At 55.0% G+C, this 24668-nt stretch carries 16 protein-coding genes and 1 pseudogene; 16 read left to right on the top strand and 1 reads right to left on the bottom strand.

Features of this window, described 5'->3' with window-relative positions; all coding sequences use genetic code 11:
• The 14 genes and pseudogenes from B5D52_RS16375 to B5D52_RS10005 all read left to right on the top strand — a co-directional run.
• Nucleotides 1-266 (top strand): hypothetical protein (locus B5D52_RS16375; protein WP_242951101.1); only part of this gene is annotated, 266 nt, incomplete at its 5' end.
• 575 nt (nt 267-841) lie between these two features.
• Entirely contained in the window at nt 842-2674 is a 1833-nt protein-coding gene (locus tag B5D52_RS10065; protein WP_016146957.1) for a reverse transcriptase/maturase family protein, read from the top strand.
• Between the two features lie 99 nt (nt 2675-2773).
• A pseudogene (locus B5D52_RS10060) lies at nt 2774-3052 on the top strand (hypothetical protein); the annotation flags it as partial.
• Nucleotides 3053-3072: 20 nt separating this feature from the next.
• Nucleotides 3073-3540 carry a PrgI family protein gene (locus B5D52_RS10055; RefSeq protein WP_016147234.1) on the top strand — a complete coding sequence of 156 codons (468 nt, stop codon included), beginning with the start codon at nt 3073-3075 and terminating at the stop codon, nt 3538-3540.
• Nucleotides 3485-5884, top strand: coding sequence for a VirB4-like conjugal transfer ATPase, CD1110 family (locus tag B5D52_RS10050; protein ID WP_016147233.1), 2400 nt, complete (start codon nt 3485-3487; stop codon nt 5882-5884). The genes B5D52_RS10055 and B5D52_RS10050 overlap by 56 nt, the downstream gene beginning before the upstream one ends.
• A 2-nt stretch (nt 5885-5886) precedes the next feature.
• Entirely contained in the window at nt 5887-6255 is a 369-nt protein-coding gene (locus B5D52_RS10045; RefSeq protein ID WP_016147232.1) for a DUF3851 family protein, read from the top strand.
• On the top strand, nt 6248-7981 hold the full coding sequence (locus B5D52_RS10040; RefSeq protein ID WP_040332508.1) for a C40 family peptidase: 1734 nt from the start codon (nt 6248-6250) through the stop codon (nt 7979-7981). The genes B5D52_RS10045 and B5D52_RS10040 overlap by 8 nt, the downstream gene beginning before the upstream one ends.
• A gap of 29 nt (nt 7982-8010) precedes the next feature.
• Nucleotides 8011-8268, top strand: coding sequence for a DUF4315 family protein (locus tag B5D52_RS10035; RefSeq protein WP_016147230.1), 258 nt, complete (start codon nt 8011-8013; stop codon nt 8266-8268).
• Nucleotides 8258-9031, top strand: coding sequence for a DUF4366 domain-containing protein (locus B5D52_RS10030; protein ID WP_016147229.1), 774 nt, complete (start codon nt 8258-8260; stop codon nt 9029-9031). Before B5D52_RS10035 ends, B5D52_RS10030 begins: the two co-directional genes overlap by 11 nt.
• Nucleotides 9028-9246, top strand: coding sequence for a hypothetical protein (locus B5D52_RS10025; protein WP_073993867.1), 219 nt, complete (start codon nt 9028-9030; stop codon nt 9244-9246). The genes B5D52_RS10030 and B5D52_RS10025 overlap by 4 nt, the downstream gene beginning before the upstream one ends.
• Nucleotides 9227-11320 carry a type IA DNA topoisomerase gene (locus B5D52_RS10020; protein WP_016147228.1) on the top strand — a complete coding sequence of 698 codons (2094 nt, stop codon included), beginning with the start codon at nt 9227-9229 and terminating at the stop codon, nt 11318-11320. Before B5D52_RS10025 ends, B5D52_RS10020 begins: the two co-directional genes overlap by 20 nt.
• Nucleotides 11317-11598: a hypothetical protein gene (locus B5D52_RS10015; RefSeq protein ID WP_016147227.1), complete on the top strand. Its 282-nt coding sequence runs from the start codon at nt 11317-11319 to the stop codon at nt 11596-11598. Before B5D52_RS10020 ends, B5D52_RS10015 begins: the two co-directional genes overlap by 4 nt.
• Nucleotides 11599-11600: 2 nt before the next feature.
• Nucleotides 11601-14864: a YodL domain-containing protein gene (locus B5D52_RS10010; RefSeq protein ID WP_040332735.1), complete on the top strand. Its 3264-nt coding sequence runs from the start codon at nt 11601-11603 to the stop codon at nt 14862-14864.
• A 1-nt stretch (nt 14865) separates the two neighbouring features.
• Nucleotides 14866-15081, top strand: coding sequence for a transposon-transfer assisting family protein (locus tag B5D52_RS10005; protein WP_016147225.1), 216 nt, complete (start codon nt 14866-14868; stop codon nt 15079-15081).
• 49 nt (nt 15082-15130) lie between these two features.
• On the opposite strand, the gene B5D52_RS16540 is transcribed toward B5D52_RS10005, so the two are convergent.
• Nucleotides 15131-15934, bottom strand: coding sequence for a hypothetical protein (locus B5D52_RS16540; RefSeq protein ID WP_040332507.1), 804 nt, complete (start codon nt 15932-15934; stop codon nt 15131-15133).
• On the opposite strand from B5D52_RS16540, the gene B5D52_RS16535 reads away from it, so the two are divergent.
• Complete coding sequence (locus tag B5D52_RS16535) at nt 15933-16289, top strand: TnpV protein (protein ID WP_040332506.1); 357 nt, start codon at nt 15933-15935, stop codon at nt 16287-16289. The two genes, B5D52_RS16540 and B5D52_RS16535, sit on opposite strands and share 2 nt — an antisense overlap.
• A gap of 53 nt (nt 16290-16342) precedes the next feature.
• Complete coding sequence (locus tag B5D52_RS09990) at nt 16343-24649, top strand: MutS N-terminal domain-containing protein (RefSeq protein ID WP_078689194.1); 8307 nt, start codon at nt 16343-16345, stop codon at nt 24647-24649.
• The last annotated feature ends 19 nt before the right edge of the window (nt 24650-24668 follow it).

Here is a 24668-nt window from a genome sequence, read left to right as displayed (position 1 = left end):
CCGGAGGGTACGGCAACGCCAGCGCACCCCATGGGGTGCGCCTGTTCTCTGCCGAACCTTCCATCGCAAAGGACTTTTTGATGTCAGGATCTTTTTTGATACGATTCTACCCTATACAATATCATAGGTTTGATCCCTTGGCAATCCCTTTTCTTTCTATGATTTGTAGGCGTATGATACTGATTTATCGCGCGTCCAGAAGCGCCGCTTTTCATCCAAAGGCGGTGTGCGGGCATTTTGGGAACCCGGCTTTAGCAAGCCGGTAAAGAAAAGTATCAAAGACGTGAAAAGCGTCACTTTAGCGTCATCCGATTTACCTCGGAGGGAAACCACAAGGGGGACAATAGCGTATCGGAAAAATCGCAAGTTGGGAAAACCATCTACCCACGACTGAGCGGCAAGACGCAACATTGTGAATGAGGAGCAAGGCTAAACTGCTTTAAGGGCAGTCCGAGGCGGGATACTCGACCCGACGGCGCAGGATGGTTGTATTCGCCGTATGTCATAGCGGAATGTGACAGGTAAACACAGACCGCACGATACTTATGACAGCCAGCCGCAGTAAGCGGAAAAGGACGAAAACCCACTACCGACATCACAATACGCTTTTCCCAAAGTGTCTAACTGGAGATTGCCTAAACCGGAACGCCGGAACTATCCGGCTATGCGTAATGCCGCAAGGCGATAAATTTCAAGGGGTAAAAACCCAAGAAAGATGACGCTGAATATCCGGCATGGCAACGGAGCCTCCGTAGTAGTCCGAGGGCGGGAAAGCCGTCTACATGGCGAAGGGAGGCAGGATGTCAACCAATTCATAAAAAGGAAAGGTGCGTGAGGCATTATGAGAAGTCCTGAAAATGTGTTGGAAAGCCTAAAATCCAAGGCGTGTAACAAGAGTTACAAGTACGAGCGGTTATACCGCAACCTGTACAATCCACAATTCTATCTGCTGGCATATCAGCGGATACAGGCGAAACCAGGCAACATGACAGCCGGAACAGACGGCAAAACCATTGACGGAATGGGAATGGTAAGGATAAACGCCCTCATTGAAAAGATGCGGGATTTTAGTTATCAGCCTAACCCGGCAAGGAGAACGTATATCCCGAAATCCAATGGGAAAATGCGTCCTCTGGGGATACCGTCATTCGACGATAAACTGATACAGGAGGTGGTGCGGCTCATCTTAGAGAGTATTTATGAGCCAACCTTTAGCGACTATTCCCACGGTTTCCGTATAAACAGAAGCTGTCATACGGCACTCAAATATGTGCAGAAATATTTTACGGGGACAAAGTGGTTCGTTGAGGGAGATATAAAGGGCTGTTTTGACAACGTAGACCATCATGTGTTGATTGCTATTTTGCGAAAGCGGATTGCAGATGAACATTTCATCGGTCTGCTCTGGAAGTTCTTGAAAGCTGGATATATGGAGGATTGGAATTATCACAATACTTATTCCGGCACTCCGCAAGGCTCCATCATCAGCCCTATCCTTGCAAACATCTACATGAACGAACTGGATAGCTATATGGCAGAGTATGCAGAGAAATTCAACTGCGGAAACCGCCGTAAAATCAATCCTGCGTTCAAGAAGAAGCTGGATGTCTGCCGGGGGAAAGAACAAAGGCTTAAAAGAAATCTCTCTAAAATGAGCGAGGAAGAAAAAGAGGGCTTAATTGCAGAAATCCGGGAACTGCGGCGTAGTCTGAAATCTATGCCGTATAGCGACCAGATGGACGATAGCTATAAACGGATTTGCTATATCCGATATGCCGATGATTTCTTAATTGGAGTTATCGGCAGCAAAGAGGACGCAGAACAGATTAAACAAGATGTAGGCTGCTTTATCCGGGACAAACTCCATCTGGAAATGTCCGAGGAAAAGACATTGATTACTCATGGACACGACGCTGCGAAGTTCTTGGGATATGAGGTCACAATCGCCAAAGGCGAACACAACAAAAAGACCAAAACCGGGGCTACCAGACGGGTAAACAATGGAAAAGTCTTACTTTATGTTCCCCATGATAAGTGGGTAAAACGACTGTTCTCCTACAATGCCCTCAAGATTAAATACGACAAACAAAATGGAAACAAAGAGGTTTGGGAACCTGTCCGGCGCACTCGCCTGTTGCACTTGGACGATTTGGAAATCCTAAACCAATACAACGCAGAAATCCGTGGATTGTATAACTACTACCGACTTGCAAACAACGTGTCTGTACTCAATAACTTCTACTATGTAATGAGATACAGTATGCTCAAAACCTTTGCTGGAAAATATCGGACACGAATCAGCAGAATTATCCGCAAGTACCGTCAAGGGAAAGATTTTGTTGTGGAGTATCCGAAGAAAAACGGCAAGGTGGGAAAAGTGCTGTTCTACAATGACGGTTTCCGCCGGAATACCAAAGTAGAAAGCGGAAATCCCGATATAGTAGCACGAGCCGTTGAGAATTATGGACGCAACAGCCTGATTAAAAGACTGCAAGCGAACCAATGCGAGTGGTGCGGCGCAGAAAATGTGCCGCTTGAAATACACCATGTACGAAAACTCAAAGATTTAAGTGGCAGAAAACAATGGGAAATCGCCATGATTGGGCGTAAGCGCAAGACAATGGCACTCTGCGTCTACTGTCACGATAAGTTACACGCTGGGAAATTAGACTGACATCTGGAGAGCCGGATACGCTGAGAGGTGTAAGTCCGGTTCGGAGGGGAGTTCTCGGAAACCTACCATAGCAATATGGCAAGGCGCCGGGTTCTTACCCTACTGGTGACCTCCATAGGACCGATTCCCTTTGCCACGATGGTCAACCGGGAATGGGGCTCCACGGGACAGAACTATCTTCGCTCCCTGCTGGCCCTGGGCTTCCAGGCCTTCCTCATTATGATCTGTGTGGGCATCTATGCCGTGCTGGTACAGAACATCGCAACGGAAGATGACATCATCATGGCCATCTGGAGCTGTGTGGGCTATACGGTCCTGTTGTGCTTTACGCTCTTTAAGACCGGAAGCCTTGCAAAAGCTGTGTTTAATGCACACTAATCAGGAAGGAGGAAATCCCATTGGCTTATGTACCCGTACCCAAAGATCTGACGAAAGTCAAAACCAAGGTTGCTTTCAACCTGACCAAGAGGCAGCTAATCTGCTTCACCGGCGGGGCGCTGATCGGCGTACCGCTTTTCTTTTTGCTCCGAGGTCCTGTGGGAAGCAGCGCAGCAGCCATGTGTATGATGCTGGTCATGCTGCCCTTCTTCATGCTCGCCATGTACGAGAAACACGGCCAGCCCTTGGAAAAGATCGTGGGGAATATCATCCGTGTCACGGTGATTCGTCCCAAGCAGCGCCCGTATAAGACCAACAATTTCTATGACGCTCTGGAGCGGCAGGCAAATCTTGACGAGGAGGTGTACGACATTGTTCACGGCAATCAAAAGCTGGCTGCACCGGCTGTTCGGAAAAACCGAGGAAAAAGCTGTGCAGCCGGTCAGGACCAAGAAAAAACTGTCCCGCGCCGACAGAAAGCAGATTGAGGCTGCCATTGCCCGTGCCAATCGCACAGACAAAAAGGAAAAATCGGCTCAGGACAGCATCCCCTATGAACGAATGTGGCCGGATGGTATCTGCCGCGTGGCAGACGGCCACTACACAAAGACCATCCAGTTCCAGGACATCAACTATCAGCTCTCGCAGAACGAGGACAAAACAGCGATCTTCGAGGGCTGGTGTGATTTCCTCAACTACTTCGACAGCTCGATCAAATTTGAGCTGTCTTTTTTGAATCTTGCAGCATCTAAAGAGACTTTTGCCCGTGCTATTTCCATTCCTCTCCAGGGGGATGACTTTGACAGTATTCGGGTTGAGTACATGACCATGCTGCAAAACCAGCTGGCAAAGGGCAACAACGGCCTTATCAAGACCAAGTATCTCACCTTCGGCATTGATGCGGACAGCATCAAGTCGGCCAAGCCCCGTCTGGAGCGTATTGAGACCGATATTCTCAATAACTTCAAGCGTCTGGGCGTGGTTGCTGAGACTCTGGATGGTAAGGCAAGACTTGCCCAGCTCCATGGAATCTTCCACATGGATGAGCAGCTGCCGTTCCGCTTTGAGTGGGACTGGCTCCCGTACAGTGGCCTGTCCACCAAGGATTTTATCGCGCCCAGCTCTTTTGAGTTTCGCACCGGCAAGCAGTTCCGTATGGGCAAAAAGTACGGGGCGGTCAGCTTCGTACAGATCCTCGCGCCGGAACTGAACGACCGAATGCTGGCGGAGTTTTTGGACATGGAATCCAATCTGATTGTCAGCCTGCACATTCAGTCGGTAGATCAGATCAAGGCCATCAAGACGGTCAAGCGAAAAATCACCGATTTGGACAAATCCAAAATCGAGGAACAGAAAAAGGCCGTCCGTGCCGGATATGACATGGACATCATTCCCTCCGACCTTGCCACCTACGGTGCAGAGGCCAAAAAGCTCTTGCAGGATTTGCAGAGCCGTAATGAGCGAATGTTCCTTGTGACCTTCCTGGTATTGAACACCGCAGACAATCCCCGTCAGCTGGACAACAATGTATTCCAGGCCAGTTCCATTGCCCAGAAGTACAACTGCCAGCTGACAAGGCTCGACTTCCAGCAGGAAGAAGGGCTGATGAGCTGCCTGCCCCTGGGTCTCAATCAGATTGAGATTCAACGCGGTCTAACCACCAGTTCCACGGCCATCTTCGTGCCGTTTACCACCCAGGAACTTTTCCAGAACGGCAAAGAGGCTCTGTACTATGGCATCAATGCCTTGTCCAGTAACCTTATCATGGTGGACCGCAAGCTGCTGAAAAACCCCAACGGCCTGATTCTCGGTACGCCGGGTTCTGGTAAGTCTTTCAGCGCCAAGCGAGAGATTGCCAACTGTTTCCTACTCACCTCGGATGATGTCATCATCTGCGACCCGGAGGCAGAATATGCCCCGCTGGTGGAACGACTGCATGGGCAGGTCATTAAGATTTCGCCCACTTCCACCAACTACATCAACCCCATGGACCTGAACCTGGACTACTCGGACGATGAAAGCCCGCTGTCCCTCAAGTCCGACTTCATTCTGTCCCTGTGCGAGCTGATCGTGGGCGGCAAGGAGGGCTTGCAGCCGGTGCAGAAAACCATCATCGACCGCTGTGTGCGGCTGGTCTATCAGGACTATCTCAATGACCCCCGACCGGAGAATATGCCCATCCTGGAGGACCTTTACAACCTGCTGCGAGCGCAGGACGAGAAAGAAGCGCAATACATCGCAACGGCGCTGGAAATCTATGTGACCGGCTCTCTCAATGTGTTCAATCACCAAAGCAATGTGGACATCAACAACCGCATTGTCTGCTACGACATCAAAGAATTGGGAAAGCAACTCAAAAAGATTGGTATGCTGGTGGTCCAGGATCAGGTGTGGAACCGTGTCACCATCAACCGTGCCGCCCACAAGTCCACCCGCTATTACATCGACGAGATGCACCTGCTGCTGAAAGAGGAACAGACTGCCGCCTATACCGTCGAGATTTGGAAGCGATTCCGCAAGTGGGGTGGCATTCCCACTGGTATCACGCAGAATGTAAAGGACCTTTTGAGCAGCCGCGAGGTGGAGAACATCTTTGAAAACTCCGACTTCGTGTATATGCTCAACCAGGCGGGCGGCGACCGGCAGATTCTTGCCAAGCAGCTGGGCATTTCCCCGCATCAGCTCAGCTATGTGACCCACTCCAGCGAGGGCGAGGGCCTGCTGTTCTATGGCTCCACAATCCTGCCCTTCGTTGACCACTTCCCCAAAGATACGGAACTGTACCGTATTATGACCACGAAACCGCAAGAGCTAAAAAAGGAGGATGAATGACCATGAAACCCAATACTGAACTGAACACCATGATGTTTTTTGACGATGCCCTGGAGAGTGAGCGCACCCAGCTGCTCACCGAGCTGGCCGATGCCGTCAGCGAGACCCGCACGGCGGCGGATCAGGCGGCGGAGATGAACGAGGATGGCGAAGCGGGCCTGCTGCGCCTGACGGAAATCTGGTGCGCCATGAACGGTGTTCCCGCCATCGTCATCTTCGAGGGCAGCCAGTCTGAGTTGCTGGCCAATGTAGTGGCACAGATCTACGCCCATCTGCTTCAGCACCCCTTCCATGACCCTGTGGGGCTGGCCGTCTGTGTGGAGCTGCGCTACATGACGGACGCCCTCATGCTGGGTGAATGGTTTGAATAAGGAACCGCGCCTGCGCTTTACAGACGAGGAACGCTCTGACCCGGCGCTGGAGAAGCCCATTCGTAAGGCGGACAAGGCCGCTGTCAAAGCGGATAAGGCGCAGGCTAAAATCCCCAAAAAACAGGTCCGGCAAAAGACGGTGGACCCGGAGACCGGCAAAGTGACCACCAAGCTGGTGCTGGAGGACAAGAAGAAGCCGCCCTCCAAGCTGTCCCATGCGGTGCGGGATACCCCCGCCAATGCCGCTCTGGGGAAAGTTCACAAGGAAATCCGGGAGACCGAACAGGACAATGTGGGCGTGGAGAGCGCCCACAAGTCCGAGGAGGCTGCCGAGACCGGCACACGGTTGGTTCGGGAGGGTTATCGCAGCCACAAGTTGAAGCCCTACCGCAAGGCAGCCCAGGCCGAGCAGAAGCTGGAGAAGGCCAATGTGAACGCCCTGTATCAGAAGTCCCTGCGGGAAAATCCCCAGCTTACCAGCAATCCCATCTCCCGCTGGCAGCAGAAGCAAACCATTAAAAAGGAATATGCCGCCGCCAAGCGCGCCGGTCAAGCTGCTGGAAATACAGCCAGCACCGCAAAAAAGACCGGCAAGGCCGCCAAGACGGTAAAGGAAAAGGCGCAACAGGCAGGCGCGTTTGTCATGCGCCATAAAAAAGGGTTCCTTGTGGTGGGTGCCATCTTCTTGATGGTCTGTATGTTGCTCAATACCATGTCCTCCTGCTCTGTACTGAGCCAAGGAATTGGTTCGGTTATTTCCGGCACTACCTATCCTTCAGATGACCCGGAGCTGGTAGCTGTGGAGGCGGATTACGCCGCCAAAGAAGCGGCGCTGCAAGCCGAGATCGACAACATCGAAAGCAGCCATCCGGGGTATGACGAGTATCGGTATGACCTGGATATGATCGGGCATGACCCCCATGAGCTGGCGGCTTATCTGTCCGCTGTATTGCAGGGATATACCCGGCAGAGCGCCCAGACGGAGCTGGAGCGTGTGTTCGACGCACAGTATCAACTGACGCTCACCGAGGAAGTGGAAGTGCGTTATCGGACGGAAACCCGAACTGACAGCCAGGGCAATAGCTACACCGTTCAGGTTCCATACAACTACTACATTTTGAATGTAACTCTCACCAGTAAGCCCATTTCGTCTGTTGCCTCGGAACTTTTGACCCCGGAGCAGCTGGAAATGTACCAGGTGTACCGGCAAACGATGGGTAACAAACCGTTAGTTTTCGGCGGCGGTTCCACAAACACCAGTGATTCCGAGAGTTTGACCGGTGTTCAGTTTGTCAATGGCACTCGCCCCGGCAATCAGGCCGTGGTGGATATTGCTAAAAGTCAGGTGGGCAATGTGGGCGGTCAGCCGTTCTGGAGCTGGTATGGCTTTAATTCCCGCGTAGAATGGTGCGCCTGCTTCGTATCCTGGTGTTATGGCCAAATGGGGCTGTCCGAACCGCGCTTTGCAGGTTGTCAGTCCCAGGGCGTTCCCTGGTTCCAGTCTCACGGACAATGGGGCGCACGGGGCTATGAAAACCTTGCCCCTGGAGACGCTATTTTCTTCGATTGGGATCTTGATGGGTCTGCGGACCATGTGGGCCTTGTAGTCGGCACAGACGGTAGTCGAGTCTACACAGTCGAGGGGAACAGCGGCGACGCCTGCAAAATCAGAAGCTATGACCTGAATTACGAGTGTATCAAGGGCTATGGCCTGATGAACTGGTAATAGAGATTTTTAAGAAGGAGTGATTGATTATGGCTAAGAATAAAATCCAGCGCATTGACCAGGAGATTGCCAAGGTCCGCGAGAAGATCGCGGAATATCAGGACAAGCTGAAAACCCTGGAAGCGCAGAAAACCGAGGCGGAAAACCTGGAGATCGTCCAGATGGTGCGCGCCCTGCGTATGACCCCGGCTCAGCTGAACGCCATGCTGTCCGGCAGCGCGGTTCCCGGCATGGCCGCTGCCTCTGCTGACTACACCGAACAGGAGGAGATCAGCCATGAAGAATAAGAGAATTTTCAAGACCTTTTCGGCCCTGTGTGCGGCTCTGGTGCTGATGGCCAGCTTCTCCGTTACGGCCTTTGCTCAGGGAACGGACCAGCCCCCGGCAGAGGACGCCACCAACGACAGCAATGTGGTGGTGGAGGAAACCGAGGACAGTCCGGCCCTGACCCCGGATGGCAACGCCGCCCTGGTGGATGATTTCGGCGGCAACAAGCAGCTCATTACAGTCACCACCAAGGCGGGCAACTACTTTTACATCCTCATTGACCGGGCCAATGAGAACAAAGAAACGGCTGTCCACTTCTTAAACCAGGTGGATGAAGCCGACCTGATGGCGCTGATGGAGGACGGTCAGACTACCCAGGAGCAGCCTGCTGTCTGTAACTGTACGGAGAAATGTGTAGCCGGTACGGTCAATACCGCCTGCCCGGTGTGCGCCACCAATATGAGCAGCTGCACGGGTAAGGAGCCGGAACCGGAGGCCCCGGAAGAAACCCCGGAACCGGAAGAACCAGCGCAGAAACCTGCCGGACTGAATCCGGCCATTCTTTTGGCGGTGCTGGTTCTGATGGGCGGCGGCGGTGCCTTTGCTTACTTCAAATTCATCAAAAACAAGCCCAAGACCAAGGGTAACGACAATTTGGACGATTATGACTACGGCGAGGATGATACCGACCAGGAGGACGAGGACTCCTGGGAGACCGAGGAATCTGACGAGCTGGACGCTGGCGGGGGCGGCGACGAGGAAAGCGAGGACAAGACGGTTTGACCCGCTTCACCGACAGCCCCTATGAACGCATGATGACACGCAGGCCGGAGGGCGGGAAGGAAACTTCCCGTCCTCCTTCTTTATCTCCCAGCCACCCCTGTTATGGCTGTGGGAATTACCGTGCCGGTCAGCCCTGTGTGGGATTCTGCCACCGGCAGCTGACCGCATGGCTGCGGGAAAGGAGGATGAAAAACCATGAAGCTGGTAATCGCTGAGAAGCCGTCGGTTGCCCAAAGTCTGGCCGCCGTGATCGGGGCCACCACCCGCAAGGACGGCTATCTGGAGGGCGGCGGCTGGCGAGTGAGCTGGTGTGTGGGCCATCTGGCTGGTCTGGCCGACGCCGACGCTTATAACCCGGAGTACGCCAAGTGGCGCTATGACGATCTGCCCATTCTGCCGGAGCATTGGCAGATGGTGGTGAGCAAGGACAAGAAGAAACAGTTTGATGTGCTGAAGCAGCTGATGAACGCCCCGGATGTGACCGAGGTGGTGAACGCCTGCGACGCCGGACGCGAAGGTGAGCTGATCTTCCGCGCCGTCTACGAGCTGGCGGGTTGCACCAAACCCATGAAGCGGCTCTGGATTTCCTCGATGGAGGATTCCGCCATCCGGGAGGGTTTTGCGAACCTGCGCCCCGGCGCGGACTATGACGGCTTACGGGATGCGGCCCTCTGCCGTGCCAAGGCGGACTGGCTGGTGGGGATCAACGCCACCCGGCTGTTTTCCGTGCTGTACCACCGGACCCTCAACATCGGGCGCGTCATGTCCCCAACACTGGCCCTCATTGTCCAGCGGGAGGCCGAGATCGACACCTTTAAGCCGGTGCCGTTTTACACGGTGACGCTGGAGCTGCCCGGTTTCTCTGTTTCAGGGGAACGCATGGCGGACAAGGGCGCCGCCCAGCAGCTGAAAATGGCCTGCCAGGATGCGGCTGCTACGGTGAAAAAGGTGGAGCACAAGGACAAATCCGAGAAGCCGCCCGCCCTCTATGACCTGACCACCCTCCAGCGGGACGCCAACCGGCTGCTGGGGTTCACAGCCCAGCAAACCCTGGACTATTTGCAGAACCTCTATGAAAAGAAGCTCTGCACCTATCCTCGGACGGACAGCCGTTACCTGACTTCGGATATGGCAGCAAGTCTGCCGGAGCTGGTCCGGCTTACCGCTGGGGCGCTGCCCTTTGCCGCTGGTATGGAGCTTGCCTGCAATGCGGCACAGGTCATCAATGACAAGAAAGTGACCGACCACCATGCGGTGATCCCCACCCGCAACCTCCAGGGCGCGGACCTGTCCAGCTTGCCAGTTGGCGAAAAGGCGGTGCTGGAGCTGGTGGCTCTGCGGCTGCTGTGCGCCGTGGCCCAGCCCTATACCTTTGCGGAAACCGCCGTTGTTGTAGAGTGCGCCGGTGCGGAGTTTACCGCCAAGGGCCGCACGGTGAAACAACCCGGCTGGCGGGCGCTGGACGCTGCATACCGCGCAGGGCTGAAAAATGCAGAACCGGAAATCGAGGACAAGGCTCTGCCGGAGCTGTCTGAAGGTCAGACGCTGCCCCTTTCTGGTGCTGCCGTCAAGGAGGGCAAGACCACCCCGCCCAAGCACTTCACCGAAGATACGCTGCTTTCCGCGATGGAGACTGCCGGGAAGGACGATATGCCGGAGGACGCTGAGCGCAAGGGCCTGGGGACCCCGGCCACCCGCGCCGGTATCTTGGAAAAGCTGGTGTCCACCGGCTTTCTGGAACGGAAAAAGAGCAAAAAGCAAGTACAGCTCCTGCCCTCCCATGATGCGGTGTCCCTTATCACTGTGCTGCCGGAGCAGCTGCAATCGCCCCTACTGACCGCTGAATGGGAGTACCGGCTGGGCGAGATCGAGCGTGGCGAGCTGGCCCCGGAGGATTTCATGGATGGAATTTCCACCATGCTCAAGGAGTTGGTAGGAACCTATCAGATGATTAAAGGCACCGAGTATCTGTTCACTCCGCCCCGCGAAATGGTGGGCAAATGCCCCCGCTGCGGCGGTGATGTGGCGGAGCTGCAAAAGGGTTTCTTCTGCCAGAACGAGGGCTGTAAATTTGCCATTTGGAAAAACAACAAGTGGTGGGAGCTGAAGCGAAAGCAGCCCACCAAGGCCATCGTGACGGCGCTGCTCAAAAATGGCCGCGCCCATGTAAGCGGCCTGTACTCCGAGAAAACTGGCAAGACCTACGACGCCACCGTGGTGTTGGAGGACGATGGGCAGTACGCCAACTTCAAGCTGGAGTTTGACCGGCAGAAAGGAAGCGGCAAATGAAACTGAGCCTTTATGAACAGGAAACCATCATCCTCTACAACCAGGCTGAAGCCACCGCCGAGGTCTATACCCATGACCCCCGGCTACTGGAAAAGCTGCGGCGGCTGGCGGAGAAATACCCGGATCAGATTGTGAAAAAGGACCGCCAAACCTTTCTCGTTCCCAAACGCTGCGTGTCCGTCCGGGAACCGTACAGCGCCGAGCGCCGTAAGGCAGCCAGTGAACGGGCCAAGGCTGCCGGGTACAGGCCACCCACCCCCAAGAAAGGCAATGAATGAGCATGGCCGAGAGCGTCTTTGAGGCCGTCAAACAGTCTGTCTCCGTCCAAGAAGCGGCGCAGATGTATGGGATTGAGGTCAACCGGAGCGGCATGGCCTGTTGCCCGTTCCACGATGACAAAAATCCCAGCATGAAGCTGAACGAGGAATACTTCTACTGCTTCGGCTGCGGAGCCACCGGTGATGTAATCGACTTCACAGCGAGGCTCTACAATCTGTCCCCCAAAGAGGCCGCCGAGAAGCTGGCCCAAGATTTTGGCCTGGCTTATGACAGTCAGGCCCCTCCCCGGAGGCGCTATGTCCGGCGGAAATCCGAGGCCCAGAAATTCAAGGAGGACCGGGACCATGCCTTTCGTGTCCTGGCCGACTACTTTCATTTGCTCCGCAAGTGGGAAACGGACTACACACCCAAAACACCGGAGGAAAATCCACATCCCCGATTCATGGAGGCAATCCAGAAAAAAGACTATGTGGGCTATCTGCTGGATTTTTTCCTGGAGGATACCCCTGATGAACAAAGACTGTGGATTGCCGAACATCAATCAGAAATCGCCAATTTGGAAAGGAGAGTGAAAATCATGGCTGATAAGCCCACCAACCGGGAGCGGTTGCAGGAAATCACGGCGGGCATTGAACAGGGTATCAAGGAGCTGTTCGAGAGTGAAAAATATATGCGCTACCTGTCCGTCATGTCCAAGTTCCATCGCTACTCCGTCAACAACACCATGCTCATCTATATGCAGCGCCCGGACGCCACCCTGGTGGCCGGGTTCAACAAGTGGAAAAACCAATTTGAGCGCCATGTGAAAAAGGGCGAGCATGGTATCACCATCATCGCCCCCACGCCCTACAAAAAGAAAATCGAGGAAATGAAGCGTGACCCGGATACCCATGCACCCATCCTGGACGCGGATGGCAAGGCCGTCATGGAGGAAAAGGAAATCGAAATCCCCATGTTCCGCCCGGTCAAGGTGTTCGATGTGAGCCAGACGGACGGAAAACCCCTGCCGGAGCTGGCCTCCAGCCTGTCCGGGACGGTGCCGCATTATGAGGTGTTCATGGAGGCTCTGCGCCGCTCCGCCCCGGTCCCCATCGAATTTGAGCCGATGGCCGAGAACATGGACGGCTATTTTTCCTCTGACCAGCAGCGGATCGCCATTCGGGAAGGCATGAGCGAGGTGCAGACTGTTTCCGCCGCTGTCCATGAGACCGCGCACAGTAAGCTCCACGACCCCAAAAAGTACGAAGCGGAGCCGACTTGGAAGATCGTAATGGTGAGCGAGGGCGGTGTCAAGCACGATTATCGCCTGGACTTTGCCACCGAAGCGGAGGCGGAACAGGCCGCCGCCGAGGAAGGCTGGCGCTTTGTGGACGAGAATCGGTTTGAGTGGCGGTTGGAAGTGGAGGAAGATCTGACGGCGGTGAAACAGGCTGCCAAAAACCGCAACACCGAGGAAGTGGAGGCCGAGAGCATTTCTTATGCGGTTTGCCAGTATTTCGGCATCCAGACCGGCGAGAACAGTTTTGGCTACATCGCTTCCTGGTCGAAGGACAAGGAGCTAAAGGAGCTGCGGGCCAGTCTGGAGACCATCAACAAGACTTCCTGCGAGCTGATTAACGACATCGAGCGCAATTACAAGGAAATCTGCAAGGAGCGCGGCATTGACCTGACCGAACAGAAAAAAGAATTTGAACAGGTCATTCTGCCGCCAACCAAAGAACAGGCGGAAACTTTTGCGCATGAGTATGTACTGTATGCAAGGGCAATGCGACAAGAACCCCTTTCGGAAACGGAGGTTCAGTTGCAGATTGCTCAATACACAGATAAAATTCTGCGCCATGACATCGCGGATATGGTCCGCTTTTTGGAAGAACAGAAGCAGGCAAAATGGGAACAGGATGAAGAAATGGAGATGGATTTGGACAATGGAGCTGCCCCGGATGCCGAGAACAGCAATTTCGCAGACCCGGAACATCTTTCCACGCAGCTTGCGTCCCTCTATCGCACAGAGTATCAGGAGATTTCCGCTAATACGGAACATACCATGCCGGAACAGACAGAACCCTCCGAGGCTCTGTTACTCCTGAATGACGCCACCTATCTGCATATCCAGCCATGCGAGACCGGCTGGGACTACACTCTTTATGACAAGGAAAGCATGAAAGAATTGGACGGCGGCCAGTTGGATGGACCGAATATGGGGCGTTCTGAAGCTATCGGCCACATCTGCGAGGACCTGGGGATGGGCGGCAAGTCCATCAAGTATGCGCCGCTGTCCATGATCGAGACTTTGCAGCAGGCAGCTTACCAGCAGACCGCAGAAGCTGCCGCCACTCAGCTGCCGGATGCCCAGGAGCAGTCGTTGGACGAGTATCCCATGCCAGACCCGGTGCTGACCCAGGACGATCTGGAAAAGTGCGGATACCTGGACAGCGACCTTCTGCCCCTCTCCAAAGAACGAGCCTATGAGCTGATGGAGCGAGACCTGACCGTTTATATCGTCCAGGAGGGTGAAAATCCTGAAATGGCCTTTGACACCGCCGACCTGGACGCCCATGACGGTATCTTTGCTGTGTCCCGCGAGGAATGGGAGCAAAGCCCGGACTTTCACGAAAAAGTTTTGGAACGACAGGATCGGCAGTTGGAACGGGAACAGGCGTTTCTTTCCCATGAGGGAAATTGTTTTGCAATTTATCAGGTGAGCAAAGATGATCCGCAGAATGTGCGTTTTATGAATCTGGATTGGCTGCAATCGCACAATCTGTCCGTAGAGCGGAGCAACTATGACCTTATCTATACCGCCCCTCTGGACGGTTCCGGCAGCACTATGGAGCAGCTGGAAAGGCTGTATGAGCAGTTCAATCTGCAAAAGCCAGTGGATTTTCACAGCCCGTCTATGAGTGTCAGCGACATCGTTGCCATCAAGCAGAATGGTCAGGTATCCTGTCATTACTGCGACAGTGTTGGTTTCACCCAGGTGCCAGGTTTCTTGCCGGAAAATTCGCTGAGAAATGCGGAAATGACGGTGGAAGATGATTACGGCATGATCGACGGTATCATCAATAACGGCCCAAAGGAGCCGACAGTGGCCCAGCTGGAACAACAGGCCCGCAGTGGCCAGCCCATTTCTCTTATGGACTTGGCAGCAGCCGCCCATCGAGAGGAACGGGAAAAGAAAAAGTCCGTCATGGAGCAGCTGAAAAGTCAGCCCAAGGCGGAACACAAAAAGACAGCGCAAAAAAAGAGCGCGGAAAGGGAGCTTTGATATGAACAACTTCACCTTTGAGGAAACGAACCTTCTTTGCATCTACAACACCGGCAGCCGCACCGGGCTGATCGACGCTCTGACGGAGATGCGCGCCGAGCTTTCGCCGGAGGAAGCCGAGTTGCGGAAGTTGACGGACAGCGCCCTGGAGAAACTCCAGGCCATGAGCGATGCCGAGTTTGCTGAGCTGGAGCTGTACCCGGATTTTGACGAGTAAAAAACACACATAAAGACCTGATGGGACGGCCTGATATGCCGTCCCCTTTCTATTCAACATGAAGGGAGGACAGAAAACCATGCCATCCAAAGCTGAATTTTACCGGCAGATGGCCGAACAGGTATCGACCCAGCTTGTGGGTAGCTGGAAGGAGTGGACGGCTTTTCTCACCACCGCCGCCCGCCTTTATAAATACCCATTCCACGAGCAGATGATGATTTACGCCCAGCGCCCAGACGCTACCGCCTGCGCCGAGTATGACCTGTGGAATGACAAAATGGGCCGGTATGTGCGCCGTGGCTCCAAGGGTATTGCCCTGGTGGATGATTCCGGCGACAAGCCTCGCCTGCGCTATGTGTTCGATATTTCCGATACCGGCACCCGTGAACATTCCCGTACCCCCTGGCTGTGGCAGCTGGAAGAACAGCATATCGGTCCTGTGTCGGCCATGTTGGAGCGCAGTTATGGCGTTGCCGGTGACGATCTCGCCCAGCAGCTCACTGATGTAGCCGGAAAGCTGGCGAGTGAGTATTGGGACGATCATCAGAGAGATTTCCGCTATATCGTTGACGGTTCGTTCCTGGCGGAGTACGATGATTACAACATCGAAGTCCAATTTAAGTCCGCTGCCACCGTCAGTATCGCCTATGCCCTGATGTCTCGCTGTGGGCTGGATACGGAACAATATTTCCAGCATGAGGACTTCATGCCGATTTTCGATTTCAATACCCCTGCCACGGTTGGGGCGTTGGGCGCGGCGGTCAGCCAGATCAATCAGCAGGTTTTGCGGCAGATCGGCGTCACTATCCAGAACTATGAGCGCGAGCAACTCGCGGAAAGGAGCGTTACACATGGAGAACAGCCTGACTTACACGATGAACGGAGATTATCAGATTCCCGACCTGAAGCTGACCGAACAGCCGGAGAAGCCCCTGGGCAAGTACGGCAGGATGCGGAAAGCGTACCTGAAGGAACACCGTCCCCTGATTTACAATCAGCTGTTGCTGACCGAGAAGCTGTATCCGCACCTCATCGAGATCGACGAGACAGCGCAGAGCCGTCTGGAGCAGATGATGCCCCAGCTGGCGGCAGCAGCGGGCGCAACGGAGCAGCTGAAAGCCAGCGACCCGATGCGCTGGGTGGGCCTGATGAACACCTGCAAAGCACAGGCCGAGGAGATTCTGATGGCGGAGCTTATTCACAGCTGAGTTTCTTCCTCTCCGAAGCAGAACAAATCAGAATCATAGATGAAGCAGAGAATGTGAAAACATCCTCTGCTTTTTCTTTTGCCCAGGCTGACATCGACCATGTGCTGCGGCTGGGCGGCAACACCTATCGCCAGAGAGAACGCATTGTCGCGGCCTTTGAAGAACAGAAGTCCACCGCCGAGATCGCAGACACCCTGAAAAATCTGTACCATGGCGGCAACGGGATTGGCAGCATCACTGCATGGTATACCGAGGATGGAATCCATCTTTCCCACGGCAAAACCGCCCGTTACGATAAGTCCGCCCAGGTCATTTCCTGGGAGAGTGCCGCTGAGCGTATCAGCCAGCTTTTGCAGGACGGCCAGTTTGCCACCAATATGGAGCTGGCTGAGGCGGCGGGCTATGAACGCTCCCTCCTTGCCGAAAGATTCTGGGAATTGTATCACGATTTCAGCGAGGAAGCCAGAGAAGCCGGGTATCTGCCCAGCCTTGCCAACAATCCGGGGCGCGGTTTCCCGGAGGAATCTGCATGGCTCACCGAGCAACTGAAAAGCCCGGAGTTTCGCCAGAACCTTGCGGAAGAATACGCTGCGTTCTGGACGGCCTACCAGCAGGATCGGGATTTGCTGCGCTTCCACTACCATAAACCCAAAGAAATTTGGGAGAACCTGCAAGATCTGTCCTTGCCTCGCACCACCTTTACCTCTCAGTTGACGGAAGTACCTTCGGTCAAGCAGTTTATCTCTGAGGACGAGATCGACGCCGCCATGACCAGAGGCAGCGGATTTGAGGGCGGTAAGGGCCGAGTTTTCACCTTTTTCCAGGAACCCCATACGGATAAGGAAAAGGTGGATTTTCTCAAGCACGAGTACGGCATTGGCGGTCATTCCCATGCCCTGTCCGGTGCAATGAAAAGCGATGAAAGCCACGACGGAAAAGGTCTGCACTACAAAAAGGACGGCTGCCCGGATGTGCATTTCACCTGGGAGAAAGTCGCCAAACGGATTACCGACCTGATCCAGAAGGGACGCTATCTAACCGAACAGGAGCAGGCGGAGTACGACAAAATCCAGGCAGAAAAGGCCCTGGCAGAGTCGGAACCGGAACTGGAAGCCGTGGGCCGGATTGAATACCTGGGAACCAATGGCTTGCCGGGTGAGAGTGTAGAATACACGGATGCAGAGAAGTTCATCAGAACCATCCAGGAAGATACAGATTACGGGGTTCCTATCACTGTGGTTTTGTATCGGGACACCCATGGGAACACCATTCCCCAGGATTTCCTGGCAGAATTGGACCCACCTCCAAAGGGTTTCAGGGTGGAAGATGCTCCTGCACCGATGGAGGAACTGGATCAGGAACAGGCCGAGTTCGATAAGAGCCAGGAGGAAAAGGTTCTGGCAGACACGGACACCATGGAAGCCCAACAACCGAACCCGACTGTGTGGGAATATAACGGCGTCAAAGAGCGCCACCCGGATGATATGGTCCTGTATCAGATGGGCGATTTCTTTGAACTATACGGCGAGGACGCCAAGACTGCGGCTACCGAACTGGACCTCAATCTCACGCTCCGTGCCATTCCCGGAGGTGGCTATGTGGAAATGTGCGGCTTTCCGGCAAACCGGCTGGGGCAGGTTGTGGAACAGCTGCGAGATAAGCATGATGTGACCATTTCCGCTGTCCCGGAGGGCGGCAGGGAGCGGCAGGAATATTCCATGCCCTCCATCGACCATGAGGCGGAACAGCACATCAATGCCCAAGAAGCGGAGTTTGGTGCAGACGGGACCAGAGTATTCCGGGATACCGAAGCAGCCGCAGCCCCTACGATTCGGGAGCTGCATGAGCAATACAAGCCCATTGTACTTGCCGCTGTTATGGAAGATGTGCCATATCGCAATGCCTGCGGTCACAGTGACTATGAGAACGCCGTGATCGAGGGCAATGCCGCCATTCGCCGTGCTGTCCTGGGATCTGGCAACATGGAGCTGCTCCGCCTCTATTCCGACACACCGGAGTTCCGCCAGCGCCTTCATCGAGAAATCATCGACGAGACCTATCCCAAGCTCCATGAGCTGCTGCACCCTCTCACGGACAATGACATCGACAAGGCTATCCAGGACTGGAACGGCAAAATCGAAAGTAAACACGCCGTTGTCCGTTACATGGAGAAACATGGGCGGGAAAAAGATACCGCTGCATGGCTGGCCCATGAGTTTGACGGCGGCGATGGCAAAACCCCGTTTTCGGTTCGCCCGGAAAGCCCCGAAGGAACGGTGCTGCCCTGGCCCAAGGTACAGCGCCGGATCGCTCAGCTTATCAAGGAGGACCGGTTCTACACCGAAGCGGAACAGGACCGGTTCGACAACATCGACCCCATCGCCATTCGGGAGGCTTTGGCCGAGCGCGGCATTGTGAATGGTGAACTGGTGGATGAGGAAAAACTGGATAATGACCCATTCATCCAGCGTGTTATGGCGGATGTGGAGGCCATATCCAGAGAGAGCGTCCCGGCAGATGAGCCGGAACAGCCTTCTCCCCATAATTTGCGTGTTCTGGTTTCAGATGAGGAATACGCTGCGGCTCGTGGCACACTCCGGGAGCGAACCTCCTACGATCCAGCGGTTCCTCCCTACAATGTGGGTGATATTGTCTATCTGGATGACCGGCCCCATCAGATCACAGAGCTGCGGGATGACACGGTGCAGCTGCTGCCCACCGGCATGAGCTATCCCATCTACCGGGCTGAGAGCCGGGAACGGTTTGAGCAGCTTTTGCGGGAGGATAACCGCAACGACTTCTATACCGAATTCCTGCCTGCAAATCTGGATACGGTGGACCAGGACCTTCGGGATGTGCTGGCCCATGGCCTGATTGGTGAGGCGGACAAGGCGGAGCTTTCCGAGCTTCTTCGCAACGGCAAGAGCAACCAGGAGGTAGCCTTGTGGCTGAGCCGGGCTTATCCCAACATCGTGGAAACGATGGAGCTGGAGACCGGAGAGACCGCCGATTACCGCACGATGCCGGAAGGTATCGAGCTGGAAGTGCTGGATGCAGATGAAAAGCGTCTGGCCATGCTGTTCTTCCAGTGGAGCGAGGTTGCGCCTTTGCTGCGCGGGATGTATGCCCGTCAGTTGGACGGTTTTGAGCAGGAACGCCCCGAACCGGCTGCCGAAACCCCGGCCTTCCAAGCCGAGACTGTGGCTGTCTATCCGGGCGATAAGAACAATCTGCCCTATGATGTGGTTGTTCAGACCCTGCGAACCAATGAGCCGGAGCCGCCCACGCCTGCTGTCGAGCCGGAAAAGACTCTGGATGAGGCACTGGACGAACACCCCGTTTCCATTCAGGTAAACGGCGAGTGGCAGACCTTCCCCAATGTCAAAGCTGCCGAGGAAGCCTCTTATGAGGAATACAAGGCCAATCTGCGTCGCACCGCCGAGAATTTCCGTATCACTGACGATCACCTGGGCGAAGGCGGTCCGAAGGCCAAGTTTCAGGCCAATGTCGCGGCAATCAAGCTGCTGAAATACCTGGAGGAAACCACCGAGCAGGCAACGCCGGAACAGCAGAAAATCCTTTCCCGGTATGTGGGCTGGGGCGGCCTTGCCGATGCCTTTGACCCGGAGAAGGCCGGCTGGGGTGCGGAATATGCTCAGCTGAAGGAGCTGCTGACCCGGTCGGAATACGCTGCTGCCAGAGGTTCCACTCTCAATGCGCATTACACCAGCCCTACGGTCATCAAAGCGATTTATGAGGCTGTGGGCCGTATGGGATTTGAGACCGGCAACATTCTGGAGCCGTCTTGTGGTGTGGGCAATTTCTTCGGTATGCTGCCGGAGGAAATGCGAAACAGCCGTCTTTACGGCGTGGAGCTGGATTCCATCAGCGGGCGTATTGCCCAGCAGCTCTATCCCAAGGCCGACATCACCGTGGCCGGGTTTGAGACCACCGACAGGCGGGATTTCTATGATCTGGCGGTGGGTAATGTTCCGTTTGGTCAGTATCAGGTTCGGGATAAAGCCTATGATAAGCTGAATTTTAGCATTCATAACTACTTTTTTGCCAAGGCGTTGGACCAGGTGCGTCCGGGTGGCGTGGTGGCCTTTGTCACCAGCCGCTATACGATGGATGCCAAGGATTCCACTGTGCGCCGGTATCTTGCTCAGCGCGCCGAGCTGCTGGGGGCCATCCGTCTGCCCAATGACGCTTTCAAAAAGAACGCCGGTGCCGAGGTCGTTTCGGACATTATTTTCCTGCAAAAGCGTGATCGTCCGTTGGACATCGTGCCGGAGTGGACGCAGACCGGGCAGACGGAGGATGGCTTTGCCATTAACCGCTATTTCCTGGACCACCCGGAAATGGTGCTGGGCCGACAGGAACCGGAAAGCACCGCCCATGGCATGGACTACACCGTGAATCCCATCGAGGGGCTGGAGCTTGCCGATCAGCTGCATGATGCCGTGAAGTACATTCGCGGCACTTACCAGGAGGCCGAGCTGCCGGAGCTGGGCGAGGGCGAAGCCATCGACACTTCTATTCCTGCTGACCCCAATGTGAAAAATTACTCCTACACCGTTGTGGACGGCGCTGTGTATTTCCGTGAAAACAGCCGTATGGTACGGCCTGACCTGAATGCCACCGCCGAAGCCCGTGTGAAAGGGCTGGTGGGTCTGCGGGAATGTGTCCAGCAGCTCATTGATCTGCAAATGGACGCTGCCACACCGGACAGCGCCATCCGGGATAAACAGGCTGAACTGAACCGGCTCTATGACAGCTTTTCTGCAAAATATGGTCTTATCAATGACCGGGCGAACCGGCTGGCCTTTGCTGATGATTCCAGCTACTATCTGCTCTGCGCGCTGGAAGTCATTGACGAGGACGGCAAGCTGGAGCGCAAGGCGGATATGTTCACCAAGTGTACCATCAAGCCCCACAAGGCGGTGGACGCTGTGGATACCGCCAGTGAAGCTCTTGCCGTCTCCATTTCGGAGAAAGCCTGTGTGGATATGGCGTATATGTCGGAGCTGACTGGCAAGACCGGAGACGAACTGGCCGCCGAGCTGCAAGGCGTGATCTTCCGTGTGCCGGGACAGTTGGAGAAAGACGGCACTCCCCATTATGTGACTGCTGACGAATACCTGTCCGGCAATGTGCGGCGTAAGCTGCGTCAGGCACAGCGGGCCGCACAGCAGGACCCTTCCTTTGCCGTCAATGTGGAGGCCCTTACCGCTGCCCAGCCCAAAGACCTGGATGCGTCGGAGATCGAGGTGCGCCTGGGCGCTACCTGGATTGACAAAGAGTACATCCAGCAGTTTATGTATGAGACCTTTGATACGCCGTTTTATCTGCAGCGGAATATTGAGGTCAACTATTCTTCTTTTACCGCCGAGTGGCAGATTACCGGCAAAAGCTCTGTAAGCCAGAACAATGTGGCAGCCTATACCACCTACGGAACCAGCCGTGCCAATGCCTACAAGATTTTGGAGGATTGCTTGAACCTGCGGGATGTCCGTATCTACGACACCATAGAGGATGCAGACGGCAAAGAGCGCCGGGTGCTGAATGCCAAGGAGACCACCCTGGCTGCCCAAAAGCAGCAGGCCATCCGGGACGCTTTTAAGGACTGGATTTGGAAAGACCCGGACCGCCGCCAAGCTCTGGTCCGCCAGTACAATGAGGAAATGAACTCCACCCGCCCCCGTGAGTATGACGGCGGGCATATTGTTTTTGGTGGTATGAACCCGTCCATTACCTTGCGGGAACATCAGCTGAATGCTATCGCCCATGTGCTGTACGGCGGCAATACGCTGCTGGCGCACGAGGTAGGCGCGGGCAAGACTTTTGAAATGGTGGCTGCCGCTATGGAGAGTAAGCGTCTGGGGTTGTGCCAGAAATCCTTGTTTGTTGTTCCGAATCACTTGACTGAGCAGTGGGCTTCGGAGTTTCTGCGGCTCTATCCATCCGCCAACATTCTTGTCACCACCAAAAAAGACTTTGAGACCCACAACCGCAAGAAGTTCTGTGCCCGGATTGCCACCGGTGACTATGACGCTATCATCATGGGCCATTGCCAGTTTGAGAAAATCCCCATCAGCCGAGAGCGTCAGGAACGGCTCCTTCAGGAGCAGATCGACGAGATCACCGAGGGCATTGCCGAGGTGAAGTACAGCGGCGGTGAGCGTTTCACGGTCAAGCAGTTGGAACGCACCAAGAAGTCCCTGGAAGCCCGGCTGGAGAAATTGCAGGCCGAGAGCCGCAAGGACGATGTGGTAACATTCGAGCAGTTGGGTGTGGACCGCCTGTTCGTCGATGAGGCGCATAACTATAAAAACCTGTTTTTATACACCAAAATGCGGAATGTGGCAGGTCTCTCCACCAGCGATGCCCAAAAGTCCAGCGATATGTTTGCGAAGTGTCGCTATATGGATGAACTGACCGGAAACCGTGGTGTGATTTTCGCCACTGGCACCCCCGTATCGAACAGCATGACCGAACTTTACACCATGCAGCGGTATCTCCAGTATGACCGCCTGCAAGAACTGAACATGACCCACTTCGACTGCTGGGCCAGCCGCTTCGGAGAAACCGTCACGGCGCTGGAGCTGGCACCGGAAGGCACCGGCTACCGGGCAAGAACGAGATTCAGCAAGTTTTTCAACCTCCCGGAACTGATGAACCTGTTCAAAGAGGTGGCGGACATCAAGACCGCCGATCAGCTGAACTTGCCGACCCCGGAGGTGGAATACCACAACATCGTGGCCCAGCCTACTGAACATCAAAAAGAGATGGTGCAGGTTCTCTCCGAGCGCGCCTCCAGAGTACACAGCGGCAGCGTTGACCCCTCAGAGGACAATATGCTCAAGATTACCGGCGATGGCCGCAAGCTGGGCCTGGACCAGCGTATCATCAACCAGCTGCTGCCGGATGAACCCGGCACCAAGGTCAATCAGTGTGTGGGCAATATCATGCAGATCTGGCGGGACGGCGAGGCTGACAAGCTGACCCAGCTGGTATTCTGCGACATTTCCACGCCCCAGGTCCAGTCCGCTTCCTCCAAAAAGGCAGCCAAGGCGCTGGACAATCCCACACTTCATGCGCTGGAACAGGCTGTGCCGTTGGATGAGCCTGAGCCTGCCTTTACCATCTATGAGGACATCCGCCAGAAGCTCATCGCCCAGGGAATGCCCGCCGAGCAGATTGCTTTTATCCATGAGGCCAAGACCGAGGTGCAGAAGAAAGAACTGTTTTCCAAGGTCCGCACCGGGCAGGTGCGTGTCCTGTTGGGCAGCACCTCCAAAATGGGCGCTGGCACCAATGTGCAAGACCGCCTTGTGGCCCTCCATGACCTGGATTGTCCGTGGCGTCCGGGAGACCTTGCCCAGCGCAAGGGCCGTATCGAGCGCCAGGGCAACCAGAATCCGCTGGTCCATGTGTACCGCTATGTTACCGAGGGAACCTTCGACAGCTATTTGTGGCAGACTGTGGAGAACAAACAGAAGTTTATCTCTCAGATTATGACCTCTAAATCGCCGGTCCGCTCCTGCGATGATGTGGACGAAACGGCGCTGTCTTTTGCCGAGATCAAGGCCCTGTGCGCCGGAGACCCCCGTATCAAGGAGCGCATGGATTTGGATGTGGAGGTTGCTCGCCTGAAGCTGATGAAAGCCGACCACCAGAGCAAGCAGTACCGCCTGGAGGATCAGTTGCTCAAATACTTCCCCCAGGAAATCGAAACCAATAAGGGATTTATCAAAGGCTTTGAAGCGGACCTGGAGACCCTGGCCGCCCATCCTCACCCGGAGGATGGCTTTGCTGGAATGGAGATCCGGGGCGATGTGCTGACTGACAAAGAAAACGCCGGTGCAGCCCTGCTGGATGCCTGTAAGGAGGTCAAAGGCTCCGAACCGGTGCAGATTGGTAGCTATCGGGGCTTTACTATGTCCGTGGAGTTTTCCGCTTGGAAACAGGAATATACGCTCCTGTTGAAAGGCCAGATGACCCACCGGGCAAGCCTCGGTACAGACCCGCGCGGAAACCTCACCCGTATCGACAATGCACTGGCTCAGATGCCTCAGCGTTTGGAAGCCGTGAAAAACCAGCTGGACAACCTTTACCAACAGCAGGCCGCAGCCAAAGAGGAAATCGGAAAGCCGTTTCCCTTTGAGGACGATCTGCGAGTCAAGTCCGCCCGTCTGGTGGAACTGGACACGCTTCTGAACATTGACGGCAAGGGCCGCACCCAGCCGGAAACCGTGGTTGCCAAGAGCGCACGGCCTTCGGTGCTGGACAGCTTGAAGCGCCCGGCGCCGCCCCGCAGCCCTGAAAAGAAACCGAAACAACATGAGGAGGTGCGATAAACACAAAGGGCGGGCAAGC

Source organism: Butyricicoccus pullicaecorum DSM 23266 (assembly GCF_900167005.1).
Lineage (GTDB): Bacteria > Bacillota > Clostridia > Oscillospirales > Butyricicoccaceae > Butyricicoccus > Butyricicoccus pullicaecorum.
This window is presented reverse-complemented; position numbering and strand designations above follow the sequence as displayed.

Bases quoted from the DNA above. Each gene is read 5' to 3' on its own strand.
- B5D52_RS10065 (WP_016146957.1), top strand. From the start codon at position 842: ATGAGAAGTCCTGAAAATGTGTTGGAAAGCCTAAAATCCAAGGCGTGT.
- B5D52_RS10045 (WP_016147232.1), top strand. From the start codon at position 5,887: ATGAAACCCAATACTGAACTGAACACCATGATGTTTTTTGACGATGCC.
- B5D52_RS10035 (WP_016147230.1), top strand. From the start codon at position 8,011: ATGGCTAAGAATAAAATCCAGCGCATTGACCAGGAGATTGCCAAGGTC.
- B5D52_RS10030 (WP_016147229.1), top strand. From the start codon at position 8,258: ATGAAGAATAAGAGAATTTTCAAGACCTTTTCGGCCCTGTGTGCGGCT.
- B5D52_RS10020 (WP_016147228.1), top strand. From the start codon at position 9,227: ATGAAGCTGGTAATCGCTGAGAAGCCGTCGGTTGCCCAAAGTCTGGCC.
- B5D52_RS10015 (WP_016147227.1), top strand. From the start codon at position 11,317: ATGAAACTGAGCCTTTATGAACAGGAAACCATCATCCTCTACAACCAG.
- B5D52_RS10010 (WP_040332735.1), top strand. From the start codon at position 11,601: ATGGCCGAGAGCGTCTTTGAGGCCGTCAAACAGTCTGTCTCCGTCCAA.
- B5D52_RS10005 (WP_016147225.1), top strand. From the start codon at position 14,866: ATGAACAACTTCACCTTTGAGGAAACGAACCTTCTTTGCATCTACAAC.
- B5D52_RS16535 (WP_040332506.1), top strand. From the start codon at position 15,933: ATGGAGAACAGCCTGACTTACACGATGAACGGAGATTATCAGATTCCC.
- B5D52_RS16540 (WP_040332507.1), bottom strand. From the start codon at position 15,934: ATGTGTAACGCTCCTTTCCGCGAGTTGCTCGCGCTCATAGTTCTGGAT.